The organism is Gracilimonas amylolytica, assembly GCF_002911695.1.
GTDB classification, from domain to species: Bacteria; Bacteroidota; Rhodothermia; order Balneolales; family Balneolaceae; genus Gracilimonas; species Gracilimonas amylolytica.
The window spans coordinates 116068-137821 of the sequence record NZ_PQBS01000007.1 but is presented as its reverse complement, the minus strand read 5'-3'; the positions used below and the strand labels follow the sequence as shown (position 1 = coordinate 137821).

Below are 21754 nucleotides of genomic sequence, written 5' to 3'. Positions count from 1 at the left end.
AGATCAGGGTAAAGAATAGCGTTTTCTGATGAACCATTCGGTTCCAAGAAGTAGCGTCAGTAGAATGAACCAATAGATGGTTCTGACCGGGAATATGTAGTTTTCAATATCCACGATATCTTCCGAAAGAAGGTTGGCATTGGTCAGTTCTTCCCAGAAACCGTCCATATTATCATACGAAAAGTATGTACCGCCGGAGTTAGTAGCTATGGATTGTAAAATATTATCATTCCTGTTTACCTGACTGAGCTCATTACTCGTGTTGGAAACCAGAAATTCACCTTCCTGAGCTTCTATCATTCGACCTGCGGTTCTCGCACTTGCTGTAAAGGTATAGAGACCTTCTGATAATTGTGGCAGCTCAAGCCGATATCTGCCTTCCCCAAGGTTGTTCATATTGTAGATGCCCGAAGCTGAATTTTCCCCTTCAAGCTGAATCTCGATGACTGCATCACTTTCAGCTTCGCCACGTTCATTCCTTAAAAATCCATTCAGTATGGGGTTTGAATTCGTATTGACCATTTTATTTTCAGGAATAACCCTCAATAACCGATCATCCGGGCTATTTGAATGCCATGATACCATGTTAGTAAAAAGTACCCCATAAAATTCCCGAACCGGTTCGGAAGAACTTTGCGCCAGTTTATACCAGCCCCAGGGTAGCACATGACCTCTGCGTATATTTCCGACTTCCGTCACTAAAATAGCGGGAAATTCTGTGGATACTTGGTTATAAGTCAAGGTATAAAGGGTATTGGCTCGTGGTTCATCAGAAACACTTCTTCTTGGACTGAATAAGGAGGGCAGAGACGCCAGATCTATGTCCGGAATGTCTAAAATTGAGTGTTCATTTTCACTCATTGCCTGATTTATGTGAACGTTGAACACAGAGTTCAATTCTGTATTTATTAGATCAAGATCACTCCAGGAACTCGAGTTAATGTTTGAAGGAATTTCTCTACCCAACTCAAGGAATAGGGTAGGAATGTTTGAGAGATCGTTTATAAAGGGTAGGTTAGCAGAAGGATCAGGCCGACCATGAATAATAGCCAGATCTATTTCAGAAGATTCAAGATCGGGCATGACTTCAATAAAGCGCCCATTTCCTGTCCAGGTCAAAGGGTACAAATTGTTGTTTTGATCCGACTCTATCAGAGATCTCAGGGCTTTTACATCCGGATGAATTGAGAATGCTATATGAACAATATTTATCCGGCTGTCTATGACTTCTACTGATATGTTTGATGAGTTATTATCCTCTGACCACTCACCGGGTAAAATTTGAGTAAATATTTCATATTGTTTGAGTCCGGCCTCATCCAATTGTATCTCAAAGGTCACTGTCTTGGACTGATCATTGGTCTCGAAAGTGATCTCTTTTTCGTCTACTACCGTTTCTCCGCTGCGGATTTGCACACTGGTTGCAGACCCCACATAACCTGTTTGATTGATCTCAGCTTCAATAGTGTGCAAAGTATTCGTATAGCCGGTAGTATTGGTATTGATGTTAGACACGGCTACATCTCTAACATCAGACGTATCTCCAATGCCGATGGTATAGATTGGAATAGATGAATTGAAGGCATCCACGATCGGATTTTTACCATATGTGATAATTCCATCAGAGATCAAAATAGCAGCCTTAACGTTTTCGTCCATCTCGAGAATGGATTGCACAGGAGCTGATAAGTTTGATTGATCTCCATTACCATTTAAGGAGTCTGGTGTACCGGGGAAAACATCCTCATCAAATAAATGGAATTCAAATTCAACGTTCCGGAACCGGTCAAAATCCAGATTGTTAAGAAGTTCACGGTACGTGTCGAGTCCCTCGAAATCATTTTTAGAGATCGTGGTACTTTCAGAATTATCAAGGAAAACCGAGATCTGTGGGTTGACCTCTACCTGTTGTGATGAAAAAAAATAGGGATTCAGCAAAAGCAGCAATACCAGTAAAAAGGAGGCTGCCCGTAATGAGATCAGTAACCATCTGCCGCCTTTTGAAATGCTTTTCAATTTACTGTAGGAAAACCAGGATAGAGCGATCAAACCACCAGCCAATAGTATCGTGATAAAGACCGGGAGGGTATTTTGAAAACCATGAAATTCCATGTCAATTCCTCCTCAGCTAAGAACTACGCCTGATCTAAAAGCATTTCGATCAGTTTGACGGTGGTAAAACCTTCGGCTTCAGCAGCATAATTATTTACGATACGGTGTCTCAATACCGGAATGGCAAGCTCCCGAATATCATCTTCCGTTACGTGATAGCGTCCCTGAGAAAGTGCACGTGCTTTACCACCAAGGATCAGGTATTGAGAGGCTCTGGGACCGGCTCCCCAGCTCATGTATTTGTTAATAAATTCAGGCGCTATTTCGGTGCCCGGTCTGGTTTTGGCTACGAGCTCAACGGCAAAATCAAGTACATTTTCCGGAACAGGAACTTCACGGACCAAAGCCTGAAGCTGCTGGATCTTCTTTTTGGTGAGTAAAGGTTGGATCTGAATATTTTGATAGGCCGTGGTTTTACTGACGATCTCTTTTTCCTCGTCCAAAGAAGGATAATCCACCCAGATATTGAACATAAAACGATCGAGCTGTGCTTCGGGTAAAGGGTAGGTGCCTTCCTGCTCAATGGGGTTTTGCGTTGCCAATACAAAGAAAGGCTGATCCAGATCGTAGGTTTTACCACCGGTTGTTACATGATATTCCTGCATTCCTTCAAGTAAAGCGGCCTGCGTTTTTGGTGGGGTACGGTTGATCTCATCTGCCAGTACGATATTCGCAAAAACAGGCCCCTTGATAAAGGTAAATTCCTTACGACCTGAGTCCTTGTTTTCTTCGATCACTTCTGTTCCGGTAATATCCCCAGGCATGAGATCGGGCGTGAACTGAATACGATTAAACGTTAGATTCAGTGATTGAGCCAATGTTCTGATAAGCAGTGTTTTAGCGAGACCGGGAACGCCCACCAATACACAGTGACCTTTAGAAAACAGGCTGATCAAAAGCAGTTCAATGATCTTTTCCTGCCCGATTACAGCTTTGTGAATTTCAGCTTTGATCTCATGAAAAACCTGATGAAATTCATCAGCCAGTTCTACTGAATCATTTACCTGACCATCGCTCATAGAGTTGTCTCCAGGTCTGATGTATTATCAGGTCTATCGATCTTGTATTCTATATACACATCGTTCCTAAGATCTTCTATCCATTGCTGCATAACACGGTTTTGCTTTTGCTGAAGCGCAATATTCTTGATCCTTTCATAATCCTGATCAAGGTTGGCAATATGTTCCGGGATCTGCTCATCCAGTCTTACTATGCGATAAGCTTTCTTGTTTTGGCTTTGAAGCGTGAATGATCGGGGTTCAGAAATATATCCTTCCTCATCCATCAAGAGAACGATGCGATACATTGCAGGGTCCAGGCGATTCAAAGGAATGAGCCGCTCTCCGGATTGTGGATCAAAGATCTTTCCTCCATAAGGAGCTGAGTTAGGATCTTCACTTTCCTTACGGGCTATGGATGCAAATTCAACATCATCGTTATTCATAATGCTGTCTCTGAGAGTAGTAAGTTTTTCTACCGCAAAATCTTCATCAAGTTGTTCGTTATCTATTGAAATAAGAATGTGATTGGTTTCTATCTGATCACCAACTCTTCGGTTAAGTTTGATGATGTGAAAGCCAAACTGAGTTTCAACTACCTTTGAGATACCTCCGGGCTGAAGGGCAGAGGCTGCAGCGGAATACTCTGACACCAACTCGTTCAGCGACATTAACGGCAACGCACCGCCATTAGCAGCTGAACCACGGTCATCACTATGGCGACGTGCCAGTTCTTCAATGGATTTACCGTGTGTTACAATAGAATCTCGCAGTTGTTCTGCAAATTCATAAGCGGCCTGTTTGGCGTCATCTTTAGCCGGTGGAATGACTACAATTTGGGATAGTGCAACCTGTTCCGGAATGGTGGGAAGGGAATCGACAGGAATGGCATTAAAGAATTCTTCCACCTCAGGCCTTGTAATGCTGATAGATTGAATTTTCTGTTGCTGAACACGCTGTGCGATCATCTGCTCTCGGAAATCTTCCTTGAAATCAGCCCGAAGCTGAATAATGGACTTTCCAAAGGCTTGTTCAAGGGCCCGCTCACTGCCGGCCTGGGATACAAGCTGACGGATGCGCTGATCCATTTGAAGATTAACTTCATCATCTGAAACCGTAATAGAATCGATCTCAGCCTTCTCAAGCATTACATAGTTATTTATAGCTGATTCAAGAAAGTTAAACCAGAGATCTTCACTGAATTCGATGCTTTGTCCTGAAACACGAGCTTGACGCAGATAATCAGCGACACTTTGATCAATATCAGATTTTAAAATGATGTTGTCGTTAACGTGAGCTACAATGCGATCTGCTAAGACCGGTTTTTGTTGTGCATTAAGATCTGTAAGTGATAAAAAAGTGATCAGCAGAAGTGGAAGTACAAAAAGTGTTTTCTTCATCAGTTAGTTTAATTCAGTGATACGGTATCTGCGAAAGCACTGCTGCTTTCTTCAGATTGATTGTAAATTTTAATTTCGTTGTTTGCCTGTGCCTGAAGATAAAGATTCTTAACGTATGTGTTGAATGCTCTTTTACGTTTTTCGAGCGTCAACCATTCACGGATCTGTTCGATCAACCAATCCAGGTCCGGGTGGTCGCCTTCAGGTCGCTCTTCTATTAACTGTACAAAATGATATTCATTGCCCGAGCGGTAAATTGGTGAGATCTCGGAAGGACCATTAACTCTCAAATAACGGTTCAACATGTTTACATCACCGCCTGAGATCGAAATAGGCCAGAATTTCTGTGACTCCCTGATCTTGAGATCCGCATACTTGGAGTATCTTTTTGCCACGGTTTCCCAATCGGTTCCTCTCATTAGTTCACGCTTTGCGTTCTGAGCATCCGCCATGGTTTCTGTAACTACATGCCGGTATTGGACGTATTGCTCTTCGAGAGTAAATTTCTCTTTATTCTGTTGATAATAATTTCGTGCTTCAAGCTCGCTCACGCTCATATCGTCTTCAAACTCACTGATAATGTAATCCTGAACAGCCTGTAACATGAATTCATCCTGAACACGTTTCAGGCGCTCTCTCACATCTCTTCGGTTTGCAAAGTTCAGGCGATCCGCTTCCTGCAAAATGACCTGTTTCCGAACCCAGTCGTCGGTGTATTTTTTGAGAGCTAATGAGCTGTCAGCTTGCAGGGCATTTTTAGGGATGAATGATTCCGCTTCGGATTTTGTGAGTGCCATATTACCCACTTCGGCCAGGATCACGGTCTCAGAACTGCTGTTGGTCTGACAGGCCTGCGTCATTACCAGGGCAATAAGTAAGAGTGGTAAAATTTTAATTCTCATGACTAAAGGTATAGCTTTTGTAGGCTTGCTCTAAATTAGGATAATTCTCCGCTACATTATAACGGTCTCTTAAGTCATTAATAAACCTTTGTTCCTTCTGAGGCAGGTAACTATTGAATATCTGACCAAAGGCTTCATTATAGGTCATATGACGACTTTCAAGGTGTTTATCCAGCCAAACAGTTGTAAATCTATCATTAAGAGGGATGATATCAGTAAATGTTTCAGGTTCCTTCAATTTGAGATCAAATTCAGTAATATTCGCATATACAGTGCTTGAATCCATTGATACCTCAACTCCCTGGAATTCACTTTTTACAGAAGAAGGAGGGTTGTCACTCTGAACATATGTGATCACTTGTTCAATAAGACTCAAATCATTTGCTGAAAATTGATAGTATAAGGGTCTTTCTTCTATTCTATATAGATCTTTATTGGTTTGATATATGTCTTGAACAGCAAGTGAATCTTCTTTGTTGGCAGACCAGATATGATCTTCGTTTATTTTAAAGATAACCAATCCATTGAGGTAGGATCGTGCTATTTCCTTGAATTCCGGAAAGAGGCTAATGGTTACCTCTGCTACATTATGCTCAGTAAATGTTTGATCCGGATATCTCTTGTTTGCTTGTTCCAGAATGAAATTCTTATCCTCAAAATCGTAATTTATATTTTCAAACCTGCTTCTCAAAAATTCGTTTCTATCATCAAGATGATCGAATGTCCTGATGGAATCAATTTTAAAAATATGGTATCCAAATTGTGTTTCGATGGGTTCGGTATACGGGGTGGGAGCGGGCAGTGTCATTACTTTATTCAGAAATTCTTCCGGCAGGTTTATGGTGTAATCGATCCACCCAATGTTACCCTCCCTCGAGACAGAAGCCGGATCTTCTGAGTAATTCAGGACTACTTCATCCCAGCTACGGCCGGAATCTGCCAAAGCCCGGTAGGCCTTATTTATTTTTTCGACAAAACTAGAATCGGGTTTTCGCTGTGTGTAAACATGATTCACTAAACGGGCAGGATTCTTATCACGCTTATCCAGAACTACGGCAATATGAAAGCCAAATTGGGTTCTAAAAATCTCTGATACTTCACCCACTCTTAGATCAAATACTACATCCTCAAAGGCCTTTACCGTTGTGCCGGCTGTGATCCATGGCAGGGTGCCGCCGGTTTTACGTCCCCGCATAACGCTTGAGTATCTTTTATTGACCTCATCCAAAGGAATACCATTTAGAATATCCTCCCGGGCTTTATTTAGCCTGATATCGATCGTGCTCAATTCTGTAGAGTCATTTGGTGTGATAAGAACATGAAACACCTTTAATTCCCAATCATATCGTTCACTGAATTCATCAAACAGTTTTGGTTTTACTACCCGATCCTGTAAAAAGGAATAAGCAGCCTCTGTCACGTACTGATCATATTCTTGAAGTATGGATGGATCTTCATATAAGCCTGAATCTCTGCCAAGGGCTATTTTAGCCTTATAGTTTAAAAATAGGGGAAGGAAAGACTTTAGTTCCTGCAGTTCCGGGCTTTTATGTCCGGATTTGGCAAATTCATTTAATAGCTCATCAAAAAAAACCTGGGTGTCATTTACAGTCCCTACCGGTAAGGTGGATCGTGTATCTTGAGCAGATACGTTAAAAGATAGTGAGAGATATATCAGGGTTACCGTAATCAGTATATATCGAAGTCCTGTCATATCTAATTAGACTCGCTTCAATGCAGATTAAAATAACATTCCGGCAAAGGTAGCGGTCATAAGGTTTGCCAGGGTTCCGGCAAATACGGCTTTGACGCCAAACTTTGCAAGGTCTGATTTTCTGCCCGGTGCCAAGCCTCCTATACCACCGATCTGAATTGCAATGGAAGAAAAGTTAGCAAATCCACATAGTGCAAAGGTTGCCATAGCAATAGTTTTGGGAGATATATTTGCAGCACTGACTTCCTCTGCAAGTTGTAAATATGCCACAAATTCATTTAAAACGATCTTTGTACCAAGCATGGATCCCATATTAACCGCATCCGCCCACGGAACTCCGATCAGCCAGGCAATGGGGGCGAACACCCAGCCTAAGAGCATCTCAATGGTAAGGGTGTCACCTAACAGAGAGGTAATGCCTAACAGATCACTTCCCCAACCAAGAATGCCATTGAACATTGCAAGTAATGCAATGAATGCCAATAACATGGCGCCAACATTTAATGCTAACTTTAGTCCAACACCTGCACCGGTAGCAGCAGCATCGATACCGTTCGCATCTGTTTTTTCGACATGCATGGAAACTTCACCTTTTGTAACGGGTTCACCATCTTCGGGGTAAAGGATCTTGGCTATTACCAACGCAGCCGGTGCCGCCATCAAACTTGCTCCTAACAATCGTTCAGCAAAAAGTTGCTGTGCTACGGCTATCTCAAGGCCATTGGCTTCCGCAAAGGGAGTGCCAAGCATAGCCACATAAGCCGCCATGACACCTCCTGCAATAGTGGCCATACCACCGGTCATAACCACCATGAGTTCCGATTTCGTCATTTTCTCAATAAATGGCTTGATAACCAGTGGGGCTTCCGTCTGACCAACAAATATGTTGGAAACCACGGAAAGTGTTTCAGCTCCGGATGTGCCCAATAGCTTCTGAATACCTTTTGAAACCATTTTAACCACAAACTGAAGAATTCCATAGTGATATAATATTGCCGTCAATGAAGCAAAAAATACAATGGTCGGAAGTACCTGAAAGGCAAAGAAGACCCCTAAACTTTCGGGATGTTCAGGGCCCTGACCAAGCCGGCCAAAGATAAAAGAAGCTCCTTCAGTGGTATAATTTAAAACAACCACAAAAAAGCTGGCAACTTTTTGAAAGGCGATCATAGGCCAGCCAAGTGGGGCCCAGAAACCGGCCATTACATCGGCTTTCAGTATAAAAATGGCTAAAAGGAATTGAAAGCCAACACCGATACCAACCAGTTTCCAGTTTATGTTCTTTCTGTTATTGCTGAAAGCAAGAGCAAGTCCTAATAAGGCAACAATACCAATTATACCGCGAATGACGTCCATAGGAATTATTTAAATAAGTTCATTTTGTGTTTGTTCAGAAGATCTGTTCTTAGACTCCTCTGAGTTTGCATTACGAAATGGCTTGATCGGTTTACCCCGTCTTTTATCATAGGGTGGGCGGAAACAATGTCGCGCCCTGGGTTCATAAGAATCATATTCTCCAACCAACACCTGATCTTCTTTTTCAACGACACTTTGTGAATAATGAGCCATGGTTCCGCTTTCAGCACAAATTGCATGTAATTTAGTTACGTACTCTGCAATTGCCAATAAATAGGGCATAGGGCCAAATGGCTTTCCATCGGAGTCCATATCAAGTCCTGCTACTATAACCCGCTTTCCACCATTGGCCAATGTATTTGCCACTTCAACCACGCGGTCATCAAAAAACTGGGCTTCATCTATACACACTACTTTAGCGCTACTGGTTAACAATACGATCTGGTCGGCTGTATCCACTAAAATTGAAGGGAGGGCTGTCTCGTTGTGAGAGACCACTTCTTCATCGCTGTAACGTTTATCTAACGAAGGTTTGACTATAACTACATGCTGGCCGGCTATATGGGCTCGTTTGGCACGCCTGATGAGTTCCTCAGTTTTACCGGAAAACATGCCACCACAGACCACTTCGATCCATCCAACTTCTCTTGGAACCAATGAGGGTTCGTTGATCATTAAACTTGTTTATCTGATTTTGAACTTTGTGATTTTAAAGGATGGAATATATCAGGCGACAGGGAGAAAAGGAAAGTATAAAACAGGACTTTTATTTTGTGTGATTTCTTACTGAGACTTACAGAGATAGGTCGTTTAGCAATACATAATTTTTACATATAGCAGCAGATTGCTATCTTGGAGCATGAAGAAATTTGTTCTACAGAAAGATGAGCCTCTTAAACGACCGGAAGACTATTCTATAGCTTATCATGAGTTATTAAATGAGAGACAGCTGGAAGCAGTTTTCCATGGTAATGGGCCCGCACTGGTTGTCGCCGGTGCCGGAACCGGGAAGACCAGAACCCTGGTTCATAGAGTTGCCAGACTCGTAGAAAGTGGGGTCAAACCCTCGGAGATCTTGCTGCTTACTTTTACAAGGCGTGCGGCTAAGGAAATGCTAAATCGGGCCAGTAATATTCTGGATGAGCGGTGTAAGCAGGTTCAGGGAGGGACCTTTCATTTTTATTGCAGTATGCTTTTACACCGTTACGCTGATGCTATAGGGTATCCTACAAATTTTACGATCATCGATACTTCAGATTCCCTTGAAGTGATACAGTTTGTACGCACACAACTCAATCTGCACAAAAAAAAGAAACGGTTCCCTAATAAGAATACACTGCTGAAAATTATCAGTACCGGAAAGAATAAGAACCTCGATACCAGAATCGTTCTGCAGGAGGATTATCCTCAATTTCTGGAGCAGGAAGACAAGATCCTTGAAGTGGCAGATGCCTATGAAGCATACAAGGAGAAGAATTTTGTCATGGATTTTGATGATCTCCTTATCAACACCAGAGATCTGCTTAGGAAGAACGATGATATTCGCATTAAGGTAGCTTTAGGGAATAGGCATGTAATGGTAGATGAATTTCAGGATACGAATAAACTACAGGCGGATCTCACAGAATTATTCTCCAGTGTGCATGGAAACATTATGGCGGTTGGGGATGATGCACAAAGTATTTACTCATTCAGAGGGGCTGATCATCAAAACATACTTGAATTTCCTGAGCGATTTGAAGGTACAAAGCTCATTAAGCTGGAAGAGAATTATCGTTCCACACCTCAAATACTTGAAGTTGCCAATCAGTTACTGAAACAGGCTAATTTTAAATTTGAAAAACAACTGCATTCAAATAACGAAAGAGGGGACCTGCCGGCTCTGGTTCAATCTTCAAGTGAGCACGATCAGAGCCGTTTCATCACACAATTGGTACTGCAGTTACGAGAACAGGAAACAGACCTGAACGATATAGCCGTTCTTTTCAGAAATGGCAGGGATTCATTTGACCTGGAAGTAGAATTAAACCGGAAGAATATCCCATTTGTGAAGTATGGAGGGCAAAAATTCACTGAAGCGGCTCATATAAAAGATGTACTGGCTCATGTTCGGGTATTGGTGAATCCAATGGATACCATTGCCTGGAACCGGGTTCTGATGCTTCTTGATGGAATTGGTCCTAAGACAGCTCAGGATCTATTTGAATGGATACGGTTGGCTAAAAACCCATATCAACTGGATCTGTCTGATACCACAAGTCAATCTTATATCGATCAGCTTAAAGAATTGAGCAAGTTGTTGGTCAGTATAAAAGAAAATGATCATTCTGTACCCAAAGTGATCGAGTTGATCACTGATTATTATAAAGTATTCTGCAAAAAAAGATACGATGATTATCCTAAGCGCATCAAAGACTTGGAGGCATTTGTTAACGTATCAGAGAGCTTTAGTTCCCTGTCAAAGATGCTTGAGGAGCTGGCCCTTGACCCGATCACTGCCACGGCTGTAGATACCGAGCAAAAGACCAAGGAAGAGGCGCCGTTGATCCTCAGTACTATTCATTCCGCTAAGGGATTGGAATGGAAGCATGTGTTCATTATACAATGTCTGGATGGGATCATACCGTCTGCATATTCAGTGGAGGATGAAAAGCAGCTGGATGAAGAATTGAGGCTACTTTATGTTGCGGTAACAAGGGCCGAAAAGATGCTGTATTTCAGTTATCCGGTGTTGGCTCAATCGGCCTATGGAGATTATTTCACGCAGCCTTCTCGCTTTTTAAAGGACATGAATGAGGACTTAGTGGAAGAATGGAGGTTAGTGGAAGAAAATAACCCTCAAAACTTACCTGAGGGAAATCAAAAAGCGTTAGGCGAATAACCAAAAGTTATTGTTTAATCTTCCTTCATGTATTTCCTTTGCCGATACATATCATAAACCAACCATGCAACAGGGTAAACAGGGATAAAGATAGCGAGAGCAATTTGCCAGTTATGACCTTTTTTTTGTCCTCCATCATAGGGTAAAGTGATCCCTGCCATGCCGGCCATCCAGAATATGAAGAAAATGAAAAAAAACACGGCTAAGAATAATGCGCCTAAGAAACCGAAGTTTTCGTAAAAGCTTTGAAGCATAGTATATTGTGCTTAATAATGCGTACCTTTGTTGCTTGTTTTAATCTAAGAATCTAACACTTAAAATGCTTCCAGTAGTTTCAATTGTAGGACGCCCAAACGTTGGTAAATCCACCTTTTTTAACCGATTGATCGGAAAACGAAAAGCTATCGTTCATGATGAATATGGTGTAACCCGAGACAGACATTACGGAGAAACCTTTTGGAATGGCCGGGAATTCAGCGTGATCGATACCGGAGGTTACCTTCCGGATGATATGAATGTGATGTCGGTTGGTATCAGGGAACAGGTACATATTGCCCTGGAAGAATCGGATGTCATCTTGTTTGTGGTGGATGTGGAAACCGGGGTAAATACCCTTGACAAAGCTGTGGCCTCCTTACTTAGAGAAGAGGATAAGCCGGTGATCCTGGTTGTAAACAAAGCAGATAACGAGGAGAGAAGGTTAAACGCCACTGAATTTTATGAGTTAGGCTTTGAAGACCTGTATCCGATATCATCGATCAGTGGTATGGGAACCGGTGATCTGCTTGACAAAGTAGTAGAGCATCTTCCTGAAGCAGAGCCTGAACCTGAAGTTGAAACGCCAAAATTAGCCTTTATAGGTCGCCCTAATGTAGGAAAAAGCAGCCTGTTCAACGCTTTGCTTAATGACCAAAGAGCTATTGTAACGGATATCGCCGGAACCACACGCGATTCTTTGAACAGTCACCTTCATTATAACAACAAAGATTATATCCTGGTTGACACGGCCGGACTAAGAAGGCGAACCAAGGTCAAAGAAAATATAGAGTTTTATAGTACTGTAAGGACTGATAAAGCGATCAGAGAATGTGACGTAGCCATTCTTTTGGTTGATGCCATGCAGGGTTTTGATGCTCAGGATAAAAGAGTGTTAAAAGAAGCTGAAAAATTTAATAAGGGTTTGGTCATTGTCCTGAATAAATGGGACTTAGTACCTGAAAAGGATACCAATACCGTTAAAGAATTTGAGGAATACATCTATACCTCAGTTCCACAACTTTCTTACGTGCCAATTGTTACGATCTCAGCCTTAAATAAAAAGCGGGTTCATAAAGTATTGGATATGGCACAAATGGTGATTGAAGAGAGGAAAAAGGAGATACCGACCTCTGAATTCAACGAGTTTATCGAACAAATGTTAGGAGAACGTCCTTTGCCGATGAAAAGAGGACAGCAGCTTAAGATAACATATGGCACCCAGGTAAAAAGTAATCCACCGGTGTTCAAGTTTTTTATGAATAGTCCACATGAGTTGCCCCCAAATTATCGGAAGTTTATAGAAGGGAAGATCCGCCAGCGTTTTGGATTCAAGGGGGTTCCGATCACCATGGTCTTCAGGCAAAAATAATATCAAGGAACTTATGTTTACCTTTGAAGCTATGTGTTCAAAGAAGTAATTTCTCAACTTGTCAAAATGTAACTGTATTACAGTTATGCCAACAAATAACAGTTAATAACTAAAGAAAACAGGCGGATACAGAGGTTTCATTTCGAATGGAGATAAAACAAAGCCAAATTGATTCTTTAATTGATGATGTAGCATATCTTGAACATGAGGCTGAAGCCCTGAAGTATGTGATCGATACCGTTCCATACGACAAAGCTCCGAAAGGAGGTAGATCAGTTGCAGAGATCCTGCATTTTATTGATCACGCACAGCAACAGTATTACCGTAGAGTTATAGAGGATACATTCCGAAACAATCGGCCGATCAATCTTAACTCTTATACCAAGCCTGATGAGAGTTACGAAAGAGACGAAGAGCTTATAAAGGATATTCAAAAGCTGTTGTATAAGATCTCCAAGCACCGGGTAGCGTTTCTGAACCTCGTTAAGAATCTTCAGCTAATTGATTGGGAGAGAGAGATATCAGAAGGAAGACAAACTCTGACCTTATATGAATTTGCGAATAATATGGTTCAGGAAGAGCGCAAGACCCTAAAGAAGATAGCCGAACTTGTTACGAACTTAAGAGAAACCAGTAGCCCTGAAACTGAATCTGATAATTCAAAAACCAACGCCTAATGGAACCTTTTCAGTGGGTTGATCTTGTGGTATCCGTTTCATTGTTATTTTCGTTTTATAGCCTGCTTAGGCTTTATATGGACAAGAGATCACTGGTTGACCTGTATTTTGGTCTATCTGCACTGATTCTCTTGATAGGATATGTTGGGCACATGGTAGGTATTCGTTTTAACAACCTTATCATGAATTGGAGTAAACTGGTATCAGTGACTTTCTATATAAGTGGCTTATTGGTTTTGATCCGTGAATCAAAGCCTGTTTTTGCCCGCTTTCCGTTATATCTGACAGCCTTACCATTCGTTAGTATCCTGTTTTTTCCTCTTGTAATTGATTTTACGGTTATCAAAGACCTTGTGAACGGTATTTACCAGGGAGGTGCCTTGATCGTTTCTATTTTGGTCCTAACGGTTAATAATGTCAATGAAATTGGCAGGAGATACTATATCGCCGGCCTAACACTGATCTCAATATCATTCCTTACATACTGGGTCATTTTCAACAGAGATATGCCTGATAAGATCTGGATCAGTGAAATACTATTTGCTGCGGGAATTTTATTGGTCTTATTCAGATTCATTAAATCTAACTCAGTAAGAAAAACCACTTAAATTATTTATATACATTGAAAGCAAAAGATTTTACTCTAAAAGATACAGACAATAAGGAAGTAACTTTAAGCTCATTTGAGGGTCGAAAAAATGTAGTCATATTATTTTTCCCTCTGGCATTCAGCAGTGTTTGTACTACTGAATTATGCACAACACGAGATAATATGAAATTATATGATGCTCTTGATGCTGAAGTACTGGCAATAAGTGTAGACAGTACCTTTAGCTTGAAAGCATTTAAGGATGCCAATAATTTGAATTACACACTACTTAGTGACTTCAATAAGAATGTCAGCGAAGACTACAATGTACTTTATGAAGATTTCTTTGGAATGAAGGGAGTATCAAAACGAGCTGTTTTTGTAGTAAACAAGAAAGGGGACGTGGAATATCAGGAAGTGTTGGAAAATGCCGGTGACATGCCTGACCTAAATAAAGTACAAGATGTACTGGCTCAGCTAAATTAGATCTGAGAGATAGATTAGAGTGGAGAAAGAAAGAATAGATAAATAGAGAATGTGTTGAATAAGTACTACTTTACATAATATAAATTATAAGAACATTAATACATTTAAATAATAAGGTTGCCTAAATATTTCTTATTATCGTACCACAAATGAAAAAATAAGTATTAGTTAGACGGTCGGTTAACCTAAAAGTATTACAATGAAGATAATTGTTGTCGAAGATGATAAAGTCTTATCTCTTCTGTTATCTAAAATGATTGAGAGACTTGGACATGAGATCATATCTGTAGTCACCAAAGGATCTGAAGCCATAGATCAGATCATTGATCATAGTCCGGATCTCATTTTAATGGATATTATGCTCGAAGATAATATTGATGGGATCACGGTAATGGAAAAGATCCGGGAGAATAACTTATCACACCCGGTGATCTATATTACTGGTAATTCTGATTCGGTCAATTATGATCGTGCCAAAGCCACCGGTTTTGAAGAGTATCTTATCAAGCCTGTGAGCTTTGATGACCTAAAATCGAATATTAAGGCCGTAGAACAAAAAAAGCCCTGATAACTGGATCAGGGCTCAACGTTGTTTTATCAGACAAGATCAACTCACTGACTAACTGTTTTGATCCTGAAGTGTAAAATTGATCGGCATGCTGTAACGAACTAAGACCGGTTTACCCCGCTGCATTCCAGGTTTGAATGTTACTTTTTGAACCGCTTTGATGGCTTCTTCATCGCAACCCCCGCCAATGCCTCTTATAACTTTCGGGTCACGTACTTTACCATCCTTATCTATGATAAACTCAACAATAACACGACCTTCAATTTGCGCTCTTCTCGCCATTTCAGGATAGGTTATATGCTTGTTTAAGGCGGCTAAACCACCTATTAATTCAGGCATTTGCTCTACGACTACAAAGATCTCCTCTTCTTCCTCAACCACCTCATCATCCATTTGTGGCGGTGGTGGCGGTAATTCCATAAAGGATTCATCCAAGTCCAATTCAGCATCAAGGTCAATGAAATCATCCTGTATGATCTCATCATTCGGAACCTCTACGGGAACCATGGGTCTTGGTGGTGGTGGAGCTTTGATCTCTTGTTTTGTTTGTACGATCTCTTCAACATAAACTTCTTCCTGTCGATCGATCACTAATTCTTCCTTTTCTTGCTCAATATTCAGATCAAGCTTAAAGGCTGATATCATAATAAGAAGTGCTAATATAAAGCCTATCTCAAGGCGAATCAGATAGCCTCTTTTTAAATCATTTTTGCGATCTATTATTTTTACCGGACCTCGCATCATAACCTCCTGTTTGTTTTAGAAGTTATATAATAATACTACCTGTCAATGAAGATATTATGAAGCAGATAAACCCATTTTATGAACCCACTACAACTTTTATAGCCCCTTTATTCATTCTGAATTCAAACTGATCTAACTGACCTTTTTGTTCGCCGTCCAGGTGTGTATGAAGCTTTATCGAGTTTCTGAGCTCCATAGTATCCTGAAATGACAGAATTTCAACTATTTCTGGATCAAATGACCTTCCGAAGGATAACTTTATAAATTCCCGGATCAGGTGAAGTCTTGAAACTCCTTTTACGATGATCACATCGGCAATACCGTCACTGTTATCAGAATTCGGTGAGATCTTATATCTGCCACCTTCTGTTTTACCATTAGCAACAGCCACCATCCAGATATTCTGGTATACCTTGCTTCCATTTCCATCAATGTTATAGGTGATGTCAAATCGGCCGGCCTTCAATAAAGCGGTTAACCCGCCAAAAAAGTACTTTAGAAAGCCCCTCCGGAACAAACTTTTGGAAGCATAAAAGTTAGTAAGGCCATCCAAACCTGAACCACAGGTATTAAACATGTATTCCCCATTAACCTTTATGGCATCTATCTGTTTGATCCTGTTATTTTTAAGGATCTTAAGATCATGTTCAAAATTTAAATACAACCCAATATTTTGAGCAAAATCATTACCACTACCTAATGGCAATACCCCAAGAATTGTTTCAGTTTCTACTAAGGCGTTAGCGACACTATTAACCGTTCCATCTCCCCCACAAGCCACAAAGTGGCTGTATTTGTCTAAATGAGCTTCAACAAAGTCTTTTATAGAATCACCTGAACGGATGTATAAAAGGTATGAACCCGGAAATTCACTCTTTATAACAGACTCATATTTTTTAAAGGTAATTTCAGAAGCATGTGCATTTGACGCACAATTGATGATAAAGCAATATGAATCCTTACGACTCAAGTAATCCTAATCAAAGTGTTTAACGTCCAGTGAGTAGGATCCGTCCTTATTCGGCTTCAAAGTGATCTTATCAATAAGTGCATCTTTTGTCACTTCACCCATCACTTCCACATATTTAAGACCATCAACTTTCACATGTTTGATCGGTGCTTGTATTCTAAGCGGATCTAAGACGATCAGAAGTATTTCCTCACCGGAATAGGTTTTATTGAGTACATCTTGAGCCTGGTCTCCGGTAAAGGTTTTTAGACTTCCTTCGGCTAAGAATTCCGGAGAATAGATCGTCTCTTTTTGTGAGATCTCGCGCCAGTCCGATTTTTTAAGTGCTATAAAAAGTAAGTCGATATCCAATGTATTCCTATTTATTTGTTATATGCAAAGTGAATGAGAGCATCACCCTTATTAACTACAGGGCAATTATTTAAGCCAATTACCATTCCGTCTTGCGGAGCCAAAACTCTTGAGTTAAGCTCTCCGTAAGGATCCTTTATTTGACCTAAGACCTGTCGCTTATTTTGAATTTCACCAAGTTCAGTTTTTGAAATAAATAAACCGGCATTTTTGGTCCTGATCCAGGTTGATTGATTATATATCATGGTTTTATTTGCATCCGGAGCATTTTTCACCATACCGAGATATTTCATCAGACGGCGGGCACTGTCAATGCCTTCCTCTATACCGAATTCATCATAGCGAAGTGATTCTCCCACTTCAAAGACCAAAATTTCTTTTCCTTTCTTATGAGCCGCATTCCGAAATGATTTAGAGATCAAACCGGAGTGCATCATAACCGGAGAGCCCATAGCCCGGGCATATTCTGTTGCCTTATCTATTTTAAAGGAGCACCTCACCTGAGGGTAATTAGATCGCGAAGCGCCTCCGGTATGAAAATCTATGCCACAGTCTATGACCGGAATGATCTCCGTCATTAAGGTATGAGCAAGTAATTTTGCCAGTGACCCGCCTTTTGCACCCGGAAAACTTCGATTAATATCCTTTCCATCGGGCAATCCCCTGGAATTCTGGATAAATCCATAAATGTTTACAATAGGGATAGCTATCACGGTACCCTTTTCAGGAATCACCAGGTCTCTTTCGATCATACGGCGGATGATCTCTACTCCGTTGATCTCATCTCCGTGCAGGCCACCTGTCAGCAACATCACAGGGCCATCTACGGGCGCCCGATACACCAGAACCGGCAGATCGATACTTGTGTAGGTTGGTAGCCGGGCAATGTTCAGGTTCACGATTTTCTGTTCACCCGGGCTGATCTTCTCTTTATTGATCGTGATCTGTTTAGGCATGTTTCTTTGCCTTCTTTTTACGAGCCGGGTTTTTCTTACGCTCTTCTATCGCCTTCTCAATGTATTTGATGATAAAACCGGCAATATCTTTATTCGTTGTTTTTTCGATACCCTCAAGTCCGGGGGACGAGTTTACTTCAAGAATCAAAGGACCTCGTTCTGATTGCAACATATCCACACCGGCCACTTGTAGATCCATAGCCGATGCGGCTCTGAGAGCTGCAACACGCTCTGCTTTGGAGAGCTTTATCAATTCCCCGGTTCCGCCCTGATGCAGATTTGAGCGGAACTCCCCTTCTTTGCCCTGCCTTTTCATGGCACCAACCACTTTGCCATCTACCACAAAGGCTCTGATATCAGCTCCTTTTGATTCAGAGATAAACTCCTGAACGATCACCCTGGCTTTCATGGCATGAAAGGCCTCAATAATTGATTCTGAGGCTTTTTTGGTAGGTCCTAATACTACACCGTGCCCCTGAGTGCCCTCAAGTAATTTTACAATCAGCGGAGCTCCTCCTACCGATTCAATGATCTTTTTAACTTCCTTGGAATAATTGGTGAACACTGTTTTTGGAAGGCCAACCCCGGAACTGGCTAATAACTGAAGGCTGCGAAGCTTATCCCTTGATCGTACCAAAGCCTGTGAGTGCACCACACTGAATACATCCATCATCTCAAATTGCCTGACCACAGCTGCCCCGTAAAATGTAACAGACGCTCCAATTCTGGGGATGATAGCATCCAGATAGTCGATACGCTTACTTTTAAAATAGATCTTTGGATCGTCCTGCTCTATAACAATATCACACTTAAGATGATCGATGACTTCTACTTCATGTCCGTGCTCCCTTGCAGCTTCGATCAGTCGCTGAGTTGAGTATAAAGATGCATTTCTCGATAGGATACCAATATTCATTTACTAAGACTCCGGGGTGAATTATTTTTTACTGAGATTTTCTTTTGTAACATCTACCAGAAATGGACCTTTTTGTAGAAATTTTCTCCCAATTAACAAAGGGTACTTCATGGCAGATCTGTCGGTGAGAGATAATTCTATATCATATGAGCGGTCAAAAAAATTTATCTTCGTCCTGATAAAATATCGGAGCTCTGTTTCTCCATTGGACGATTTCACCTCACGCTGATCGTGAACCGGCATAGTGATCTCTTGTTCATTATATGATACATGATCAGGATCCAGTAAATAAAAACGGATCCAATCTTCACCCTCTTCACGATACGCTTCAATATCATGACAATGCATACTTGAGGTATAAGCACCGGTATCGATCTTTGCCTCAAGATCAATGAAATTCCATTCGGGAAGATCAACCAACTCTGTACGGCCAATAATTTTCTGTTCGGATGTGTTTTCCATAGCAACCAAAAATAAAGGTTTTAAACGGGGAATAACATTCTATTTAAAAATTAATTAGCTCTTAATATGATTTCATATCTTTAAGGCTAAATTTAAATACAACCCGTCCATTTTTATGAACCGATTCATTTATCTATTCGCCCTGATCTTTATTACTTCATGTGGATCCAGCCAATCTTTAACAGATAATGATGCCCCACTGCCTGAAGATCCGTCACTTCAGGCCACGCTTTGGGTACAGAATTCTGCAGAGTATAAAGCCCTGAATGTACAGGCTTATGAAACCGCTGAAAGAATGCTATCTCTACCTTTAGAAGATTCTTTCTGGACTGCATCAGTCAATCAAAAAGATGAGTCTGTTTACAGGAAGCTCCCTCCTGCTATTATTATGGATATAGACGAAACCGTTTTGGATAACTCTCCTTTTCAGGCGCGAATGATCCTTGAGAATAAATCTTACAACTCGGACGACTGGAATGCCTGGTGTTTGGAAGCTAATGCGGAAGCTGTACCCGGAGCTGTTGAGTTTGCTCAGTATGCTAACGAACAAGGTGTGACGATCTTTTATTTGAGTAACAGAAGTTATGAAGTTGAAGAAGCAACACGAAAGAATCTAAAAGAACTTGGTTTCCCGGTTTCAACAAGCATGGATAACATTCTAACAAATGGAGAACAGCCAAACTGGACCTCTTCCAAAGTTAACCGAAGGAAAATGGTTGAGGATAGTTACCGGGTCATTATGTTATTTGGTGATGATCTCAATGATTTCTTTCCTGCAAAGGAGATCAGTCAGGCCGAGCGTGATAACAAAATTCGGGAGTACTCAGCCAATTTTGGGAGAAAATGGTTTATTCTGCCAAACCCGATCTACGGATCCTGGGACTCTGTAATGAGATCAGAAATGGAAAATGAGAATTCAAATGCCGGACTCGATCCTGCAAAGAATTGATACATTAAGATCACTCAATTAAATCATCATGTTTCCAACGCTTTATATAGATACTGACATTGTAAGCCAGAACATCAAAAAAATGGCTGATAAATGCCGACGAAATGAAATGGAATTCAGGCCTCATTTCAAAACTCATCAATCGGCTGAGATCGGTGAGATATTCAGGGATTTTGGTATTCGTGGAATCACAGTTTCATCTCCAAAGATGGCACAGTATTTTGCAAACCACGGGTGGAAAGATATCACTATAGCATTCCCAGCCAATGTCTTAGCGAATTCAGTTTACGATGATTTATCTTCAAGAATCACACTTAAAACGTTAGTGATATCTGAAGAGGTCGTTAGGTTACTTGATCAAAAAGTGTCGAACTCAATGGGTTTATACATTGAACTGGATCCTGATTATGGCAGAAGTGGTATCCCGATCAATGATCTTCCAGCCATACGTAGCGTACTTGAAACAATTGAAGAGTCAGAGCACTTTTACCCTGCCGGTTTTTACTGCCATGCCGGATATACGTATAAGGCACGATCAGAAAATGACATACTGGAACTGATCACTCCTACTATCAAGAAACTTGAAGTGATCAAAAGCACCTTTCCTGATCTTCCGATCTGTTTTGGCGATACGCCCTCCTGTAGTGTTTTATCAGATTTTGGTCCGATCGATCAGCTGAGTCCCGGTAACTTTGTGTTTTATGACTGGATGCAGGTTCAAATTGGATCCTGTTCACCCAACGAGATCGCTGTTTATATGGAGTGTCCAGTCATTGAGAAATTTAAAAGCCGGAATGAAGTTCTAATTCATGGTGGGGCCGTACATTTCTCAAAAGAATTCATTGAGATCAATGGTGTCAAAAGTTTTGGTGAACCGCGCCTGAAGCATCTGTCAGAAGAAACTTACATCAAAAGTATCTCTCAGGAGCATGGTATCATTAAATGCAGTCAAAATGTATTTGAAGAGATCAGTGTGGGAGAAACCATTCAAATTTTCCCGATCCATTCCTGCTTAACAGCTGATCTTATGCAGGAATATAAAAGCACGGAAGATGGCAGAATGATCGAACATTTATCGGGTATCAATAAATGAATC

General features: G+C 41.0%; 22 protein-coding genes. 8 read left to right on the top strand and 14 right to left on the bottom strand.

Annotated features, from left to right (window positions below):
• Nucleotides 1-3: 3 nt before the first annotated feature.
• The 7 genes from C3B73_RS01650 to C3B73_RS01620 are packed head-to-tail and all read right to left on the bottom strand — an operon-like array spanning nucleotide 4 to nucleotide 9157.
• Nucleotides 4-2112 carry a hypothetical protein gene (locus tag C3B73_RS01650; protein ID WP_103663891.1) on the bottom strand — a complete coding sequence of 703 codons (2109 nt, stop codon included), beginning with the start codon at nucleotides 2110-2112 and terminating at the stop codon, nucleotides 4-6.
• A gap of 23 nt (nucleotides 2113-2135) precedes the next feature.
• Entirely contained in the window at nucleotides 2136-3131 is a 996-nt protein-coding gene (locus tag C3B73_RS01645; protein ID WP_103663890.1) for an AAA family ATPase, read from the bottom strand.
• Nucleotides 3128-4510 carry a peptidylprolyl isomerase gene (locus C3B73_RS01640; RefSeq protein ID WP_103663889.1) on the bottom strand — a complete coding sequence of 461 codons (1383 nt, stop codon included), beginning with the start codon at nucleotides 4508-4510 and terminating at the stop codon, nucleotides 3128-3130. The genes C3B73_RS01645 and C3B73_RS01640 overlap by 4 nt, the downstream gene beginning before the upstream one ends.
• An 8-nt stretch (nucleotides 4511-4518) precedes the next feature.
• Entirely contained in the window at nucleotides 4519-5412 is an 894-nt protein-coding gene (locus tag C3B73_RS01635; RefSeq protein ID WP_103663888.1) for a peptidyl-prolyl cis-trans isomerase, read from the bottom strand.
• On the bottom strand, nucleotides 5402-7126 hold the full coding sequence (locus C3B73_RS01630; protein ID WP_103663887.1) for a peptidylprolyl isomerase: 1725 nt from the start codon (nucleotides 7124-7126) through the stop codon (nucleotides 5402-5404). The genes C3B73_RS01635 and C3B73_RS01630 overlap by 11 nt, the downstream gene beginning before the upstream one ends.
• Nucleotides 7127-7153: 27 nt before the next feature.
• The gene (locus C3B73_RS01625; protein WP_103663886.1) at nucleotides 7154-8482 is read right to left on the bottom strand and encodes a NupC/NupG family nucleoside CNT transporter; all 1329 of its coding nucleotides are present in this window, start codon (nucleotides 8480-8482) and stop codon (nucleotides 7154-7156) included.
• A gap of 9 nt (nucleotides 8483-8491) precedes the next feature.
• Nucleotides 8492-9157 carry a thymidine kinase gene (locus C3B73_RS01620; RefSeq protein ID WP_103663885.1) on the bottom strand — a complete coding sequence of 222 codons (666 nt, stop codon included), beginning with the start codon at nucleotides 9155-9157 and terminating at the stop codon, nucleotides 8492-8494.
• Between the two features lie 184 nt (nucleotides 9158-9341).
• Between C3B73_RS01620 and C3B73_RS01615 the strand changes: the two genes are divergently transcribed.
• Nucleotides 9342-11363: an ATP-dependent helicase gene (locus tag C3B73_RS01615; RefSeq protein WP_103663884.1), complete on the top strand. Its 2022-nt coding sequence runs from the start codon at nucleotides 9342-9344 to the stop codon at nucleotides 11361-11363.
• 14 nt (nucleotides 11364-11377) lie between these two features.
• Here C3B73_RS01615 and C3B73_RS01610 read toward each other — a convergent pair whose 3' ends face one another.
• Nucleotides 11378-11617 carry a hypothetical protein gene (locus C3B73_RS01610; protein WP_103663883.1) on the bottom strand — a complete coding sequence of 80 codons (240 nt, stop codon included), beginning with the start codon at nucleotides 11615-11617 and terminating at the stop codon, nucleotides 11378-11380.
• A 65-nt stretch (nucleotides 11618-11682) separates the two neighbouring features.
• Between C3B73_RS01610 and der the strand changes: the two genes are divergently transcribed.
• The 5 genes from der (at nucleotide 11683) to C3B73_RS01585 (ending at nucleotide 15310) form a co-directional block, all read left to right on the top strand.
• The gene (gene der / locus C3B73_RS01605; protein ID WP_103663882.1) at nucleotides 11683-12990 is read left to right on the top strand and encodes a ribosome biogenesis GTPase Der; all 1308 of its coding nucleotides are present in this window, start codon (nucleotides 11683-11685) and stop codon (nucleotides 12988-12990) included.
• A 146-nt stretch (nucleotides 12991-13136) separates the two neighbouring features.
• Nucleotides 13137-13667 (top strand): hypothetical protein, encoded by a 531-nt coding sequence (locus C3B73_RS01600; RefSeq protein ID WP_198597250.1) that lies wholly within the window; start codon nucleotides 13137-13139, stop codon nucleotides 13665-13667.
• Nucleotides 13667-14275, top strand: a complete 609-nt coding sequence (locus C3B73_RS01595; RefSeq protein ID WP_103663881.1) for a hypothetical protein — start codon at nucleotides 13667-13669, stop codon at nucleotides 14273-14275. Before C3B73_RS01600 ends, C3B73_RS01595 begins: the two co-directional genes overlap by 1 nt.
• A 14-nt stretch (nucleotides 14276-14289) precedes the next feature.
• On the top strand, nucleotides 14290-14742 hold the full coding sequence (locus C3B73_RS01590) for a redoxin domain-containing protein (protein WP_103663880.1): 453 nt from the start codon (nucleotides 14290-14292) through the stop codon (nucleotides 14740-14742).
• Between the two features lie 199 nt (nucleotides 14743-14941).
• The gene (locus C3B73_RS01585) at nucleotides 14942-15310 is read left to right on the top strand and encodes a response regulator (RefSeq protein ID WP_103663879.1); all 369 of its coding nucleotides are present in this window, start codon (nucleotides 14942-14944) and stop codon (nucleotides 15308-15310) included.
• Nucleotides 15311-15361: 51 nt separating this feature from the next.
• On the opposite strand, the gene C3B73_RS01580 is transcribed toward C3B73_RS01585, so the two are convergent.
• The 6 genes from C3B73_RS01580 to C3B73_RS01555 all read right to left on the bottom strand — a co-directional run bounded on the left by C3B73_RS01580 (nucleotide 15362) and on the right by C3B73_RS01555 (nucleotide 19709).
• Nucleotides 15362-15955: an energy transducer TonB gene (locus C3B73_RS01580; protein ID WP_232802920.1), complete on the bottom strand. Its 594-nt coding sequence runs from the start codon at nucleotides 15953-15955 to the stop codon at nucleotides 15362-15364.
• A gap of 175 nt (nucleotides 15956-16130) precedes the next feature.
• Entirely contained in the window at nucleotides 16131-17024 is an 894-nt protein-coding gene (locus tag C3B73_RS01575; protein ID WP_103663877.1) for a diacylglycerol/lipid kinase family protein, read from the bottom strand.
• A 6-nt stretch (nucleotides 17025-17030) separates the two neighbouring features.
• Nucleotides 17031-17375, bottom strand: coding sequence for a DUF952 domain-containing protein (locus tag C3B73_RS01570; RefSeq protein ID WP_103663876.1), 345 nt, complete (start codon nucleotides 17373-17375; stop codon nucleotides 17031-17033).
• Between the two features lie 11 nt (nucleotides 17376-17386).
• On the bottom strand, nucleotides 17387-18331 hold the full coding sequence (locus C3B73_RS01565) for a succinylglutamate desuccinylase/aspartoacylase family protein (RefSeq protein ID WP_103663875.1): 945 nt from the start codon (nucleotides 18329-18331) through the stop codon (nucleotides 17387-17389).
• Nucleotides 18324-19247 (bottom strand): 30S ribosomal protein S6--L-glutamate ligase, encoded by a 924-nt coding sequence (gene rimK, locus C3B73_RS01560; RefSeq protein WP_103663874.1) that lies wholly within the window; start codon nucleotides 19245-19247, stop codon nucleotides 18324-18326. Before rimK ends, C3B73_RS01565 begins: the two co-directional genes overlap by 8 nt.
• Before the next feature lie 21 nt (nucleotides 19248-19268).
• A complete protein-coding gene (locus tag C3B73_RS01555) occupies nucleotides 19269-19709 on the bottom strand; it encodes an ATP-dependent zinc protease family protein (protein ID WP_103663873.1) in 441 nt (146 codons plus the stop codon).
• A 115-nt stretch (nucleotides 19710-19824) separates the two neighbouring features.
• Here C3B73_RS01555 and C3B73_RS01550 point away from each other — a divergent pair, with 115 nt between their 5' ends.
• Nucleotides 19825-20658 (top strand): 5'-nucleotidase, lipoprotein e(P4) family, encoded by an 834-nt coding sequence (locus C3B73_RS01550; protein ID WP_103663872.1) that lies wholly within the window; start codon nucleotides 19825-19827, stop codon nucleotides 20656-20658.
• 28 nt (nucleotides 20659-20686) lie between these two features.
• A complete protein-coding gene (locus C3B73_RS01545; protein ID WP_103663871.1) occupies nucleotides 20687-21751 on the top strand; it encodes an alanine racemase in 1065 nt (354 codons plus the stop codon).
• The last annotated feature ends 3 nt before the right edge of the window (nucleotides 21752-21754 follow it).

Excerpts from the sequence above, each read along its gene's own strand:
- C3B73_RS01595 (WP_103663881.1), top strand. The coding sequence starts at position 13,667 with ATGGAACCTTTTCAGTGGGTTGATCTTGTGGTATCCGTTTCATTGTTA.
- C3B73_RS01610 (WP_103663883.1), bottom strand. The coding sequence starts at position 11,617 with ATGCTTCAAAGCTTTTACGAAAACTTCGGTTTCTTAGGCGCATTATTC.
- C3B73_RS01620 (WP_103663885.1), bottom strand. The coding sequence starts at position 9,157 with ATGATCAACGAACCCTCATTGGTTCCAAGAGAAGTTGGATGGATCGAA.
- C3B73_RS01600 (WP_198597250.1), top strand. The coding sequence starts at position 13,137 with ATGGAGATAAAACAAAGCCAAATTGATTCTTTAATTGATGATGTAGCA.
- C3B73_RS01645 (WP_103663890.1), bottom strand. The coding sequence starts at position 3,131 with ATGAGCGATGGTCAGGTAAATGATTCAGTAGAACTGGCTGATGAATTT.
- C3B73_RS01555 (WP_103663873.1), bottom strand. The coding sequence starts at position 19,709 with ATGGAAAACACATCCGAACAGAAAATTATTGGCCGTACAGAGTTGGTT.
- C3B73_RS01585 (WP_103663879.1), top strand. The coding sequence starts at position 14,942 with ATGAAGATAATTGTTGTCGAAGATGATAAAGTCTTATCTCTTCTGTTA.
- C3B73_RS01650 (WP_103663891.1), bottom strand. The coding sequence starts at position 2,112 with ATGGAATTTCATGGTTTTCAAAATACCCTCCCGGTCTTTATCACGATA.
- rimK (WP_103663874.1), bottom strand. The coding sequence starts at position 19,247 with ATGAATATTGGTATCCTATCGAGAAATGCATCTTTATACTCAACTCAG.
- C3B73_RS01580 (WP_232802920.1), bottom strand. The coding sequence starts at position 15,955 with ATGATATCAGCCTTTAAGCTTGATCTGAATATTGAGCAAGAAAAGGAA.
- C3B73_RS01640 (WP_103663889.1), bottom strand. The coding sequence starts at position 4,510 with ATGAAGAAAACACTTTTTGTACTTCCACTTCTGCTGATCACTTTTTTA.
- C3B73_RS01565 (WP_103663875.1), bottom strand. The coding sequence starts at position 18,331 with ATGCCTAAACAGATCACGATCAATAAAGAGAAGATCAGCCCGGGTGAA.
- C3B73_RS01545 (WP_103663871.1), top strand. The coding sequence starts at position 20,687 with ATGTTTCCAACGCTTTATATAGATACTGACATTGTAAGCCAGAACATC.
- C3B73_RS01635 (WP_103663888.1), bottom strand. The coding sequence starts at position 5,412 with ATGAGAATTAAAATTTTACCACTCTTACTTATTGCCCTGGTAATGACG.
- C3B73_RS01550 (WP_103663872.1), top strand. The coding sequence starts at position 19,825 with ATGAACCGATTCATTTATCTATTCGCCCTGATCTTTATTACTTCATGT.
- der (WP_103663882.1), top strand. The coding sequence starts at position 11,683 with ATGCTTCCAGTAGTTTCAATTGTAGGACGCCCAAACGTTGGTAAATCC.
- C3B73_RS01625 (WP_103663886.1), bottom strand. The coding sequence starts at position 8,482 with ATGGACGTCATTCGCGGTATAATTGGTATTGTTGCCTTATTAGGACTT.
- C3B73_RS01630 (WP_103663887.1), bottom strand. The coding sequence starts at position 7,126 with ATGACAGGACTTCGATATATACTGATTACGGTAACCCTGATATATCTC.
- C3B73_RS01615 (WP_103663884.1), top strand. The coding sequence starts at position 9,342 with ATGAAGAAATTTGTTCTACAGAAAGATGAGCCTCTTAAACGACCGGAA.